Annotated in this window: 11 protein-coding genes; 5 read left to right on the forward strand and 6 right to left on the reverse strand. The window is 62.1% G+C overall.

Going from position 1 to position 13,286, the window contains the following annotated elements:
• Positions 1-15 precede the first annotated feature (15 nt).
• The 4 genes from fucU to fucP all read right to left on the reverse strand — a co-directional run bounded on the left by fucU (position 16) and on the right by fucP (position 5,084).
• Complete coding sequence (gene fucU, locus SP68_RS04745) at positions 16-438, reverse strand: L-fucose mutarotase (protein ID WP_008806274.1); 423 nt, start codon at positions 436-438, stop codon at positions 16-18.
• Between the two features lies 1 nt (position 439).
• Positions 440-1,858, reverse strand: coding sequence for an L-fuculokinase (gene fucK / locus SP68_RS04750; RefSeq protein ID WP_038421732.1), 1,419 nt, complete (start codon positions 1,856-1,858; stop codon positions 440-442).
• Positions 1,859-1,965: 107 nt separating this feature from the next.
• The gene (gene fucI, locus SP68_RS04755) at positions 1,966-3,741 is read right to left on the reverse strand and encodes an L-fucose isomerase (protein WP_040968837.1); all 1,776 of its coding nucleotides are present in this window, start codon (positions 3,739-3,741) and stop codon (positions 1,966-1,968) included.
• A gap of 32 nt (positions 3,742-3,773) precedes the next feature.
• Complete coding sequence (gene fucP, locus SP68_RS04760; RefSeq protein ID WP_008806271.1) at positions 3,774-5,084, reverse strand: L-fucose:H+ symporter permease; 1,311 nt, start codon at positions 5,082-5,084, stop codon at positions 3,774-3,776.
• A 566-nt stretch (positions 5,085-5,650) separates the two neighbouring features.
• On the opposite strand from fucP, the gene fucA reads away from it, so the two are divergent.
• A complete protein-coding gene (gene fucA, locus SP68_RS04765) occupies positions 5,651-6,298 on the forward strand; it encodes an L-fuculose-phosphate aldolase (protein ID WP_008806270.1) in 648 nt (215 codons plus the stop codon).
• A gap of 27 nt (positions 6,299-6,325) precedes the next feature.
• Positions 6,326-7,474: a lactaldehyde reductase gene (fucO, locus tag SP68_RS04770; protein ID WP_012967319.1), complete on the forward strand. Its 1,149-nt coding sequence runs from the start codon at positions 6,326-6,328 to the stop codon at positions 7,472-7,474.
• A 70-nt stretch (positions 7,475-7,544) separates the two neighbouring features.
• Here fucO and xni read toward each other — a convergent pair whose 3' ends face one another.
• The gene (xni, locus tag SP68_RS04775; protein WP_004142871.1) at positions 7,545-8,300 is read right to left on the reverse strand and encodes a flap endonuclease Xni; all 756 of its coding nucleotides are present in this window, start codon (positions 8,298-8,300) and stop codon (positions 7,545-7,547) included.
• A gap of 96 nt (positions 8,301-8,396) precedes the next feature.
• Positions 8,397-10,340 (reverse strand): sigma-54-dependent Fis family transcriptional regulator, encoded by a 1,944-nt coding sequence (locus tag SP68_RS04780; protein ID WP_008806268.1) that lies wholly within the window; start codon positions 10,338-10,340, stop codon positions 8,397-8,399.
• A 77-nt stretch (positions 10,341-10,417) separates the two neighbouring features.
• Between SP68_RS04780 and SP68_RS28150 the strand changes: the two genes are divergently transcribed.
• From SP68_RS28150 to SP68_RS04790, 3 genes are all read left to right on the forward strand, one after another.
• Positions 10,418-10,534, forward strand: a complete 117-nt coding sequence (locus SP68_RS28150) for a hypothetical protein (protein WP_040153195.1) — start codon at positions 10,418-10,420, stop codon at positions 10,532-10,534.
• A gap of 77 nt (positions 10,535-10,611) precedes the next feature.
• A complete protein-coding gene (ssuD, locus tag SP68_RS04785) occupies positions 10,612-11,784 on the forward strand; it encodes an FMNH2-dependent alkanesulfonate monooxygenase (RefSeq protein WP_008806267.1) in 1,173 nt (390 codons plus the stop codon).
• Positions 11,785-11,830: 46 nt separating this feature from the next.
• A complete protein-coding gene (locus SP68_RS04790; RefSeq protein WP_040968836.1) occupies positions 11,831-13,228 on the forward strand; it encodes an FAD/NAD(P)-binding protein in 1,398 nt (465 codons plus the stop codon).
• The last annotated feature ends 58 nt before the right edge of the window (positions 13,229-13,286 follow it).

The following is a 13,286-nucleotide window of genomic DNA, read 5'->3' on the forward strand; positions in this document are numbered from 1 at the left end:
CGCTCCGGCATGAGATTACGGCGTGACTCCTTTTTTTAAAAGGATATTTCCGTACTTAGCACGCTCTCCTGTGATAACGATCGCAAAGGCTTTTTGCGCCCGGTCGTAGAAGGCAAAGCGGTCAATCCGCACGATATCCGGGCAGGGGGCCTGCGCCGATAGCGCCTGCCGATAGCGCTGTTCCACCGTCGGGTCCAGCGCATCGCCTTCGACGGCGGCCATCATCACCAGCGGCGGCGCGTAGCTGTCTAACTCGAACAGCGGGATAATCGCCTGCAGCAGATCGCTGACCCGCAGGCCATCGGCGCGGATCACCTGTGGCCCCATGCTGTGCGCCGGGAAATGGGCATCGGAAAAAATGATTTCATCCCCATGGCCCATTTCGGCCAGCACTTTCAGCAGCTCCGGCGATATCAGCGGGGAAATGGTTTTGAGCATCTCAGGCTTCCTCTGTTAATTCAGGTTCAGTTTGCGGCCAAAAATAGCGGTAGCGGTACGCGACCTGCGCTCTGGCCTGTTCCGGCGAAGAGAACTCGCCCACGCCATACCAGCCAAACATCGCCGCGCCGGCCACCGTGGTTTCGGCATCATCGAGAACTTTGATCGGTATTCCAAGCCGGTCGGCCTTGATCTGGTTCCACAGCGCGTTGCGGCTGCCGCCGCCCACCAGCAGCAGCTCTTTCGCCCTGAAGCGGCCGATGTTTTCCAGGGTTTGCAGATGCTGCGCCAGCTGGTCGCTTAACCCCTCCAGCGCGGCGCGGTAAAAATGGCCGCGGGTGGTGTTGAGCGTGACGCCCTGCCAGCCGGCGTGCTGGCTGGCGAGCAGGTCGCACTGCATCCTGACGCCCTGGGCGCCGGGCGGGATCGCCTGCGCTTCGGCAATCAGCGTCTGCCACGGCGTGTCAGCGCTCCACAACAGCTTGCGCACCCATTCGAGCACGCCGGAGGCCAGCCACTGCATTCCCGGGTTATAGCGGCCCGGCTGGCTGTCCAGCTCGCAGGTGGAGCCGCTGTAGTCGCAGAGCAGCGAAGTGTCGACCTGGGCGCTGCGCACCATCAGGATCTCCCAGGTCCCGGAGGAGAGCACCGGCTCATCCTGCCCGGCGCCAGCGCCAAACAGAGCGAACTGAGTGTCGTGCCCGGCCGAGATAACCGGGATCCCGATGGGAAGGCCCAGCAGCGCAGCGGCCTCCGGCAGCAGGGCGCCGATTGGCTGGCCTGCTTCAACCAGCCGCGGGAACAGGCGGCGCGGCAGGCCGGTCGCCTGCAGGATCGGCGCGCTGAAATCGCGCTGCCGGAGATCGAGCATCTGGCTGGTACCCGCCATGGTGAGGTCGGTGGTGAACTCCCCGGTCAGCCGGTGGTTGATCAGCGACGAAATAAACAGCCAGGCATGGGCCTGCGTCAGCAGCTGCGGGTGGTTCTCTTTCAGCCACACCAGCTTATACAGGGTGTTGAACGCAAAGGCGCCGACGCCGGCAATCTGCTGTAGCTGGTGTGCTGGCATATACTGGCTGATATTCTCCATCACCGCCGCGGTGCGCGGGCATTTCCAGCTGATGATCGGATACAGCAGGGCACCCTGCTCATCCACCAGCGCGCCATCGACGCCAAAGGTCGTGACGGTGATGCCGCGCACCGTGCAGGAGGCCAGCTGGTCATGGATCTGCCGACAGCAGTCGGCAAAGCGCTGCATAATGGCCTCCAGCGACCACTGGTGCCAGTCGCTGTTCTCCGCCGCGATGTCGCTGGCGTTCGCCGTTGCGGCGCGGGCGATAATGTTTCCCTGTCGGTCAACGGCCATCGCCCGCACGTTGGTGGCGCCGCAGTCGAGGACCAGGATAACGTCTTGCTTCATAGTGACTCCCGAAACAACATCGCCGGATGGCGCGGCGCTTATCCGGCCTACAGACCGCGCGCATCTGTAGGCCAGGTAAGCCTGCGCCACCGGGCGAAACCAACCTGTTAACGCTTATACAGCGGCCCGTAGTTCTGGCAGGCGCGGTAGTCCTGGCCCTCGATATCCATGCCATGCGCAGCCCAGGCGGAGGGGCGGTAGATTTTCTCCGCTTCCACGTTGTGCATGCAGACCGGAATGCGCAGCATGGCGGCGAGGGTAATGAAATCCGCACCAACGTGGCCGATGGTCAGCACGCCGTGGTTGGCGCCCCAGTTGGCCATGACCGAGTACACATCGCTGAACGGACCCTTGCCGGTCAGACGTGGGGCAAACCAGGTGGTGGGCCAGGTGGAGTTGGTGCGGGCGTCGAGCTGGTCGTGCATCGCTTTGGGCAGCGCCACGCTCCAGCCTTCGGCAATTTGCAGCACCGGCCCCAGGCCTTTGATGATGTTCACCCGGGTCATGGTGAACGGCACGCCGCCTTCGGTCAGGAAGCGGGAAGAGAAGCCGCCGCCGCGGAAGTATTCGTGGATCGCCGGGCACCATTCGGTCGCTGCGAGGCAGGCATCCGCCTCGTTCTGCTCAATCTCCCAGTGAGGTTTCATCGTCGGGTTGCCCTGCGCGTCGCGCTGCTGGCAGGAGCCGTCCAGCGCCGCAGAGCCGGAGTTAATCAGGTGAATGATGCCGTGCTCCGCCCGCCCGGTGAGCGGCTGCCCGGTGACCCGCTCAACGGCGTCCGGCGACCAGTAGGTGCGCACGTCGGCAAACACCTGGGCGGTGCCGGTGAGCTGATGACCCATCAGCATGGCCACGCCGTTGAGGCTGTCGTTTTCGGTAGCGACGACAAATGGCTCGCGCACCCCGTTCCAGTCAAAAGAGCTGTTGAGCAGCGCTTCAGCGGTATCGCCATTGGGGTATTGATCGGTCCAGTGGCGCTGACCCTGGAAACCGGCGGCGATGGCGTTGTAGCCCAGCGACTCCTCCACCAGCCCTTTTTCCGCCAGTTTCGGGTTGCCCTGCATCATGTCGCGGATGCACATCGCCATCAGCAGGCTCTCTTTCAGCACCGCGCGGCTCTGCGTTTCATTGCGCTTATACTGCTCAGCGTTCTGATCTTCGCCGTAGCGGAAGTGTTTATCCGCCCACGCCAGCGCCATCTCCAGCTCGGTTTCATCATAGATTTTGTGATCGATTCGCCGGCGCAGCTCCGTCATGTCGACAGCCTGGACCTTCATGCCGAGCCAGGATTCAAAGAAATTGTGGTCGACGATGGAGCCGGCGATGCCCATTGAGACGCCGCCCAGCGACAGATAGCTTTTCCCTTTCATACTGGCGACGGCCAGGCCGGCGCGCGCGAAGCGCAACAGTTTTTCTTCGACATCCGCCGGGATCGAGGTGTCATCGGCATCCTGCACGTCATGTCCGTAGATGGAGAACGCCGGGATCCCTTTCTGGCTATGGGCCGCCAGGGCGGCGGCCAGATAGACCGCCCCCGGACGTTCGGTGCCGTTAAAGCCCCAGATGGCCTTCGGGCGCAGCGGATCCATGTCGATGGTTTCGCTGCCGTAGCACCAGCAGGGGGTGACGGTGATGGTGACGCCGACGTTCTGGCTGCTGAATTTCTCTTCACAGGCGGCCGACTCGGCCATGCCGGCGATGCAGGTATCGGCAATCACGCACTCCACCCGGGCGCCGCAGGCGTGGCGCAGTTTCTCGCTGATAAGCGCGGCGGTGGCTTTCGCCATGTTCATGGTTTGCGCTTCCAGCGACTCGCGGACCCCCATGCGACGACCATCGATTACCGGGCGGATACCGATCTTCGGTAAGCTGATTTTTTTCATTACAGATCCCTCAGGTTATGCGGATAACAGGTTTAGTTCGTCGCCGCTTGTGAACGGAAACGGGCAAAAATAAAGATGATGGCGAAGCACAGCGCCGGGACCAGTTCGGCGGTCGGGATATTGCCGGCGGCGTCGCTGACAAAGCCCATCACCGGGGTGACGATCCCGCCGCCGATAATGGTCATGACGATAAAGGACGAGCCATATTTGGTGTCCTGGCCCAGATGCTTAATCCCCAGCGAGAAGATGGTCGGGTACTGAATGGACATAAAGGCGCTGCACAGGGTCAGGGCCAGCAGACCGACGTGGCCGCCGCTGAAGGCGGAGAGCAAACAGAGCAGCATGGCGATAAACGCATAGATAGCGAGCACGTTATGCGGTGCAAAGCGGCGGATAAGCCAGGTGCCGGTAAAACGGCCAATAAAGAAGCAGACCATGGTGGCGGTCAGGTAGTTGGCGGCGAAACCGGCCGTCATGCCCGGGATCTCTTCGATAGCGTAGCGAATCAGGTAGCTCCAGCAGGCGGTTTGCGCGCCGACGTAGCAGAACTGGGCCAGCACCGCCCAGCGCCAGTGACGGATGCGCATCAGGCGCGTCAGCGAGGCGAGGAAGGTGCTCTGCGCGCTGTCGCTGTGGTCATCGCTCTGCAGGGAGGGGAAGCGGGTGCAGACGATCAGCAGGGCGACCAGCAGGACGATGGCCACGATAATCATATAGGGGGTTTGTACCGACAGGACCAGGCTGTGCTTCCAGGCGCTGAGCTGTTCTGGCGTCATTTTATCCAGCACATCCTGCGGCTGATGCGGGACGTTAGACAAAATAAGACTCTGGCCAAATACCACGGCAATAATGGCGCCAAATGAGTTAAAGGTCTGGGCCAGATTAAGGCGGAAGTGACCGCCGCTTTCCGGACCGAGAACGGTCACAAACGGGTTGGCCGCCGTTTCCAGGCAGCCAAGCCCGGCGGCGATAATAAATAATCCAATCAAGAATAAAGTGTAGTTCATCACTTCGGCGGCAGGCCAGAACAGCGCGGCGCCGCAGGCATATAAAAACAGACCCGTAAGAATGCCTGCTTTATAGCTGAATTTTTTCATCAGCATCCCAGCGGGGATGGGAATAATAAAATAGCCAAAATAAAAGGCCGACTGAATTAATCCGGCCTGGAAATTAGTCAGGGTAAAGGCCTGTTGAAATTGCGGTAATAAAATATCATTCAGATTATTAGCCACCGCCCACAGAAAAAAGAGGGAGCACAGCAGAGCAAAAGGAATAATGTAGCTCTTACTCTGCCCGCTCTCCATGGCGCGGTAACTTTGCGTTGGTATCGTTGTGTTTCCCATAGCGTCCTCATCAGTTCAGAAGCATTTACAACAGCATTCAGGGCGCAGTCTGGTGCTGCAGCAGACCGCAAAATTAAGTGAGCTCAGGTGACGCGCCGGTGAGTGAAATGAAAGTCACGGCGGAACTCATGACTTCATTTTCAAATAAAAACCGCCTGTTAATATGATGATGGTCACACTTAACGATCTGCGGGCCATTTTATGTGATAATTGTCACTTTAATTTTTCAAAAACGCTGACCGTTTGAGAAAATAAATTCACAAAACCACAACGCTAATGACCGAATGAATGTATATCGTGGAAAACGGGCAAATGTTACAAAGAAATAAAATGCCCGCTTGATGAAATATTATTAAGAACGGGCATTTTAAACACTCTCTTAATGGGCATGGTTGCTTTATTCATGGCGGAATTATTGACGCGGTTCACAAAATATAGTCATGAAAATTCCCCTTTGATTATTCAGGTTGATGATGAAGACCATTATTCACCCTATCCCACGGTAGCCGACGATATTTCTGTTGCCCTGCCGTTGACGGATGATGAGTCACCACAAGAGGAACGCAATGGAAAGAAACAGACTGGCCCGGCAGATTATCGATACCTGCCTGGAAATGACCCGCCTGGGGTTAAATCAGGGGACCGCCGGCAATGTCAGCGTGCGCTATCAGGGAGGAATGCTGATCACCCCCACCGGTATCCCGTATGAAAAGCTGACGGAAGACAAGATTGTCTTTATTGATGCCGATGGCCAGCATGAGCAGGGAAAATTGCCCTCCAGCGAATGGCGTTTTCATCAGGCGGCCTACCAGACGCGGCCCGATGCCCAGGCGGTGGTCCACAATCACGCTGTCCATTGTACGGCGGTGTCGATCCTCAACCGGCCCATCCCGGCCATCCACTATATGATCGCCGCGGCCGGCGGGAATTCGATCCCCTGCGCGCCCTATGCCACCTTCGGCACCCGCGAGCTGTCTGAGCATGTCGCGGTAGCGCTGAAGCACCGCAAAGCCACGCTGCTGCAGCATCATGGCCTGATCGCCTGCGAGGCCAGCCTGGAGAAAGCGCTCTGGCTGGCGCATGAAGTGGAAGTCCTGGCCCAGCTCTACCTCAGCACGCTGGCGATTATCGACCCGGTACCGGTGCTGGATGACGAGGCGATCGCCATCGTGCTGGAGAAGTTCAAAACCTACGGATTACGTATTGAAGAGTGATGCCGCAACGCTAACAGGAGAGACGCGATGGCAAACCGAATGATCCTCAACGAAACGGCGTGGTTTGGCCGGGGGGCGATAAACGCATTAACCGATGAAGTGGCGCGGCGCGGCTATCGCAAAGCATTGATCGTCACCGACAGCACCCTCGCCCGGTGCGGCGTGGCGGCGAAAGTCACTGATAAACTGGATGCCGCCGGGCTGGCATGGGATATGTTCAGCGACGTGATCCCTAACCCGACCATTGCCGTGGTCCAGCAGGGGCTGCAGGCCTTTCAGCGCAGCGGGGCGGATTACCTGATCGCCATTGGCGGCGGTTCGCCGCAGGATACCTGTAAGGCGATCGGTATTATTCAGTGTAACCCGGAATTCGCCGATGTCCGCAGTCTGGAGGGGCTGTCGCCCACCCGTCAGCCCAGCGTGCCGATCTTCGCGGTGCCGACCACCGCGGGTACCGCGGCGGAGGTGACGATTAACTATGTCATCACCGATGAAGAACAGCGGCGTAAGTTCGTCTGCGTCGATCCGCATGATATCCCGCAGGTGGCCTTTATCGATGCCGATATGATGGACGCCATGCCGCCGGCGCTGAAGGCGGCCACCGGCGTGGACGCCCTGACGCACGCTATCGAAGGATATCTCACCCGCGGCGCCTGGGCTTTGACTGATGCGCTGCACCTCAAGGCCATCGAGATCATTGCCGGGGCGCTGCGCGGCTCGGTTGCCGGGGATGCCGGCGCGGGCGAAGCCATGGCGCTGGGCCAGTACGTCGCGGGGATGGGATTTTCCAACGTCGGGCTCGGGCTGGTGCACGGCATGGCGCATCCGCTCGGCGCTTTTTACAACACGCCGCACGGCGTGGCGAATGCCATCCTTTTGCCGCACGTGATGCGCTTTAATGCTGAGGCGACGGGGGAAAAATATCGCGATATCGCCCGGGCGATGGGCGTCAGGGTGGAAGCGTTAAGCCTGACTGCCGCGCGCCAGGCGGCAGTGGAGGCGGTCTGCCAGCTAAACCGCGATGTCGGTATTCCCGGCCATCTGCGCGAGGTGGGCGTCAGGAAAGAGGATATTCCGGCGCTGGCGCAGGCGGCGCTGGAGGATGTGTGTACCGGCGGTAACCCGCGTGAGGCGAGCCTGGCCGATATCGTCGGGTTATATCAGGCGGCCTGGTGATTGCCTGGCCCGGGTAAAGCAGGCAATGCCGGAGGCAGTTACCCTGCACCGGCGCACCTCTTAACGATGGTTAGCGCGTCAGCCGCAGCTGCTGCAGATTGCCATCCAGCTGGAGGTCGGTCTGCAGGCGGGCCACTTCCCGGCAGGTGAAGGCCATCTCCTGATGCGCGGCCAGTTTTTTGCGCCACTTCTCCGGGACCTCGGCCAGACGGGCGTACAGCCCCTCCAGGTCCTGAAACTCGTTCAACAGCTGGGCGGCGCTTTTGGGTCCAATGCCCGCCACGCCCGGCACCTTCGAGCTGCTGATCCCCGCCAGCCCCCAGTAATCCGCCAGTTGCTCCGGAGTGACGCCGAACTCGCTGGCGATAAAGGGCGCGTCCAGCCAGCGCTTCTGAAAGTAGTCGCGGATGCGGATGGTGGGCGACAGCAGCTGACAGTAGCCTTTGTCGGTGGAGACAATGGTGGCTTGATGGCCCGCCTGGGCCACCTTTACCGCCAGGGTGGCGGCGAGGTCGTCCGCTTCGCTGCCCGGCGAGGCCCAGCAGCGGATCCCCCGCTGTTCGAAGGCCGCCCGCAGCGCTGGCATCTCGGCCACCAGCGTCTCCGGCATCGGCGCGCGGCCGGCTTTGTACTCTGGCAGGCGCTGGTGGCGCCAGCCGTGGGCGCGATCCTCATCATCGAACACCGCCACCGCGTGGGTGGGCTGACTGTGGACGATCAGCTGCTCCAGCGCATGCAGGCAGGTATCGACGCAGGGCGAACCCTGCACCGCATGGATGCGGCGGATCAGATTTAACGCGTCGACGATTAACAGATGAACAGCCACAGATACCCCCTTATTCTCAGCGTCTTTAGGGTAACATCGCCATCGGATCGAGGCTATCTGCGCCTGAACAATCAGGAAGATAACGCGCAAATTTCGCTAACTGACCGCCATCAGCGGGCTGATGACGCCCGGCGCGGGTTCGCCGTACCACACCGCTTCGCGCACCGGGACCGGTTTGGCGATAAGCCCGAGGGCGTAAAAGCGATCGGCGATGGTCTGCTGGGCGCGGATCACCGACAGATCCATCGGCCGCGGGCGATGGCTGCGGCGGGCGAGGGCCATGCTCAGCGACCGGGCGTCAATCCCCAGCTCTGCCGAGAGTAAGCGGGCCGCTTCACCACGATGCGAGTCGATAAACTGCCCGGTGTGGGTCAGCTCCGTCAACAGACGGCGCATGATATCGCCATGCTGAGCGAGATAGTCCCGTCGCGAAAGATAAAACTGATGGTTGTTGACTCGTCCTTCGCCGCTGGCGACCACCCGCAGCTCGCCGGTGTGTTCGGCGTCGCTGAGCAGCGGGTCCCACATCATCCAGGCGTCAACCGCCAGGTAGTCGCTGGCGGTCAGCGGATATTTCGGCGGGGTATAGACCACCCGCACGTCGTTCAGACCCAGGCCGGCGTCCTCGAGGATCTGCAGCAGCAGCCAGTGGACATTCGACCCTTTATTGAGGGCGATGCGTTTACCGCGCAGATCGCTGAGCTGGCGAATGTCGCTCTCCTGCGGGACGACCATCGCCACGCTGCGCGGCGCCGGCGGCTCCCACGCCACGTACATCAGTTCGCTATTGCTGGCCTGGGCAAACACCGGCGGCGCTTCTCCGGTGGTGCCGAAGTCGATCTCGTTGCAGGCGAGGGCGTGGAGGAGCTGCGGTCCGGCAGGAAACTCACTCCACAGCACGTTGACGCCGAGGCTGGCGAAGGCGGTTTCCAGACTCTGACGGGCTTTCAGGATCCCGAGGCTGCCGAAGCGCTGGTAGCCAATGCGCAGTTCGCGATCGGCCCCGGCTGCGTTGGCGAACGCCCGCGGCGGCGCAGGCGGGCGGCGGCGGCTTTTGATCAGCCCGAGGTTAGCGAGCTGGGTGCGCAAGGTATGCCGACTGATCCCCAACAGCGCGGCCGCCTGGCTCTGGTTATCGTCGCAATGCGCCATGGCGTGGCGAATCAGGGCGCTGGTCACTCGCTGCCACAGCGGCTCGCCGGGAAGCGCTAGCTGGTGGCGAATAAAGTCGTCCAGTTCATGATCGCTCGCCGGCGCCGGGGCGTCGTTGAGCGTCGCCAGGCGCAGCTGGGCAGGACTGATCTCCTCTTCTTTACTGAGGAGCACCGCGTTGTGCAGGGTGTTTTCCAGCTCGCGAATATTGCCCGGCCACGAATAGTCCATCAGCCGGGCCAGTGATTCCGGCGCCAGACGCAGGGTTGGCCGCCCTAGGCGCCGGGCATAGAGTGATAAAAAGTGGTGCGCCAGCAGCGGGATATCCTGCCGACGCTGGCGCAGCGGCGGCAGCGGCACCACCGCGATATTCAGTCGATAGTAGAGATCCTCGCGAAAGCGGCGCTCGCGGATCGCCTGGGCCAGGTCGACGTGGGTGGCGGCAATCACCCGGACATTCACTTTAATCGCTTTGCGTGAGCCGACGCGGGTAATTTCACGCTCCTGCAGCACTCGCAGCAGCTTGACCTGCAGCGGCAGGCTTAATTCGCCGATCTCGTCCAACAGCAGCGTCCCCCCTTCTGCGGCTTCAAACCAGCCGGGCTGTCCCTGCTGCGCGCCGGTGAAGGCGCCTTTCTCATGGCCGAACAGTTCGGCTTCGGCGAGGCTCTCGGTCAGCGCGCCGCAGTTAACGGCCAGAAACGGCTGCTGGCGACGGGCGCTGTGATGATGGAGATAGCGGGCCACCACCTCCTTGCCGGTGCCGGTTTCGCCCACGATCAGCACGGTCGCCTCCGTTGGCGCGAGCTTGTCCAGCAGGCTCTGGAAGGCCTTCGACGCCGGGTCGATCAGCGCGGGAGCGGTGGAAGGGGATTCTGGGTTCAGCATAGCGGGCCTCCGATCGTTGACGCTCTGAACTTATCCTGCGGCGGCCGCAGAAACCAGAGGGGGAAGGCCCGCGGCTGTTGCAAATGCGCCAGCGGATGCGCGGCGGCTGCGCGATTTGCAACAGCGCGGCGCGGCGAAGCTGTTTTCAGTGCCTTGATTTTAAAAGATTAATTTTTTATTCACCATTGGCATGATTATCGCTAACACCCATATAACCAAATTAAAACATCTCTTCGATAAATATCGGATATGGTTATATAGGAAATAGATAATGACGCAGCAAGCTCCCGACAAGATCAATGTCTTCTGGTTCTTACCTACCCATGGCGATGGCCGTTATCTGGGTACCACCGAGGGTGGACGCCCGGTCGATTTACCTTATCTGCAGCAGGTGGCGTTGGCGGCCGACAGTCTGGGCTACTACGGCGTGCTGATCCCCACCGGTAAAAGCTGTGAAGATTCGTGGCTGGTGGCCTCGGCGCTGGCGCCGTTGACCCGCCGTCTGCGCTATCTGGTGGCGGTCAGGCCGGGCCTGCAGCCGCCAACCCTGGCGGCACGGATGGCGGCCACCCTCGACCGTTTATCGGAAGGTCGGCTGCTGATCAACGTCGTTACCGGCGGCGACCCGGTGGAAAACAAAGGCGACGGTATCTTCCTCAGCCACAGCGAGCGCTATCAGGTGACCCGCGAATTTCTTGATGTTTACACCCGCCTGCTTCGCGGGGAAAAAGTGGACTATCACGGCGAGCATATTCACGTGGAAGGCGCTGAAGTGCTGTTCCCGCCGGTACAGGAGAATGGCCCGCCGCTCTATTTCGGCGGCTCTTCTGAGGCGGCCATTGATGTGGCGGCCGAGCAGATCGACAGCTATCTGACGTGGGGCGAACCCCCGGAACTGGTGGCGGAGAAGCTGGCGGTGGTGCGCGAGCGCGCCGCGGCCCGCGGACGCACCCTGCAGTACGGCATTCGTCTGCACGTCATTGTGCGCGAAACGGAAGAAGAGGCATGGGCCGCCGCCGACCGGCTGATCGCCCATCTTGACGACGATACCATTGCCCAGGCGCAAAAGATCTTCGCCCGCATGGACTCGGCCGGCCAGGCGCGGATGAGCGCCCTGCATCAGGGGTCGCGCGATAATCTGCGCATTGCGCCCAATCTGTGGGCCGGCGTCGGACTGGTGCGCGGCGGCGCGGGTACCGCGCTGGTAGGTAATCCGCAGCAGGTAGCGGAACGCATCCGCGAATATCAGGCGCTCGGCATCAGCAACTTTATCTTCTCCGGCTACCCACATCTGGAAGAAGCGCACCGCTTTGCTGAGCTGGTGATGCCTCTGTTGCCGCTGGAAAACGCGGCCTCGTCGAAGGCGCGTAGCGTGAACACCGGTCCGTTTGGCGAAACCATCGGCGGCGATAAGCGCCCGGTGCGCCAGGTCAGCGCCAGCTGATGGCCCGGAGCGCGACCATGAGACAGCATACCGGAGGAGGGCTGCGATGAGTGCAGAACCGCATATCGTGATTATCGGCGGCGGCTTTAGCGGCGCGGCGGTGGCGATTGAGCTGCTGCGCCTGGCGCCGAACGGGGTGCGCGTGACGCTGCTGGAGCCGCGCCAGTCCCCCGGGGCCGGGGTGGCCTACTCCACTGCGGAGCCGACGCACCGGATTAACGTTCCGGCCGCTCGCATGCAGCTGGCCGGCGACGAAGAGGGCGCCTTCGATCATTGGTACCGCCATCAGCCTGCCTTTGCCGTCGATGTGCAGGCGCTGCGCCCGGACGGTTCCGTCTACCCTCAGCGCGGCCAGTTTGGTCGCTATGTGGCGCAGCGTTTTGCCGACGCCGTGGCGTCCAGCGGCGGACGGCTTCGCCACCTGCGCGATCGGGCGCTCGCTTTTCATCAGGGGACGGTGACCACCGACGGCGGCCTGCAGCTTAAGGCCGATCTGCTGGTGCTGGCGATCAGTCATCCACCGCCTTCGCTGCCGCCGCAGGCCGAAGCCTGGCGTCATCATCCGGCGCTGATTGCCAACCCGTGGCAGCCCGGCGCGCTCGATGCCATCGCCCCGCACGCCCGGGTGGCGGTGATGGGCACCGGATTAACCATGGCCGATACGGTCGCGACGCTGGACCGGCTGGGCCACCGCGGCAGTATCGTCGCCTTTTCGCGCCACGGCCTGCTGTCGCGCGGCAACCTTAGCGGCGCAGGGACAACCTGGCCCGGCGACTATCAGCAGGGCAACCTGCGTCAGCGCCTGCGTCAGATCCGCCTCGACGTCGCGTATGCGGCGCAGCAGGGCCTGAGCTGGCAGGTGGTGCTGGATGCGGTTCGTCAGCAGGGGCAGCGGATCTGGCAGGCGCTCAGCGTCGCCGATCGCCAGCGTTTTCTGCGCCATCTGCGCCATTACTGGGATGTCCACCGCTACCGCGTGGCGCCGCAGGTCGCCGAGGTGCTGGAGGCGCGCCAGCGCACGGGCAGTCTGCAGGTGCAGGCGGCCAGGCTACTGTCGATAAGCGGTGAAGGCGAAACGCTGCGTCTGACGCTGGCGCGGCGCGGCGGCGGTGTGCAAACCCTGAGCGTCGATCACCTGATCCTGACGACCGGACCCGCACACCGCGCCCTGACCGACAGCCAGCCATTTTTACAGGACCTCGCCCGCCGCGGCCTGATTCGCGCCGATGCCCTCGGCATGGGCCTGGAGGTGGACAGCCGTTCCCGGGCAGTGGCTGAGCCGCACGTTGAGGCGCCGCCGGTGCTGGTGGCCGGTCCGGCCGCCCGCGGGCGTTTTGGCGAACTGATGGGCCTGCCGCAGGTAGCCGACCATGCCGCCGACGTGGCGGCGCAAGCGTTACTCACGCTCGGGATCCCGCAGGACTCCCGATGTCCTGCGTACTGAATACCTCCCTTTATTTTCCCTGATTCATTTTGCCGCGTGCGCCCCGGCGACGGGCCGC

Origin of the sequence: Klebsiella variicola, assembly GCF_000828055.2 — a bacterium.
Lineage (GTDB): Bacteria > Pseudomonadota > Gammaproteobacteria > Enterobacterales > Enterobacteriaceae > Klebsiella > Klebsiella variicola.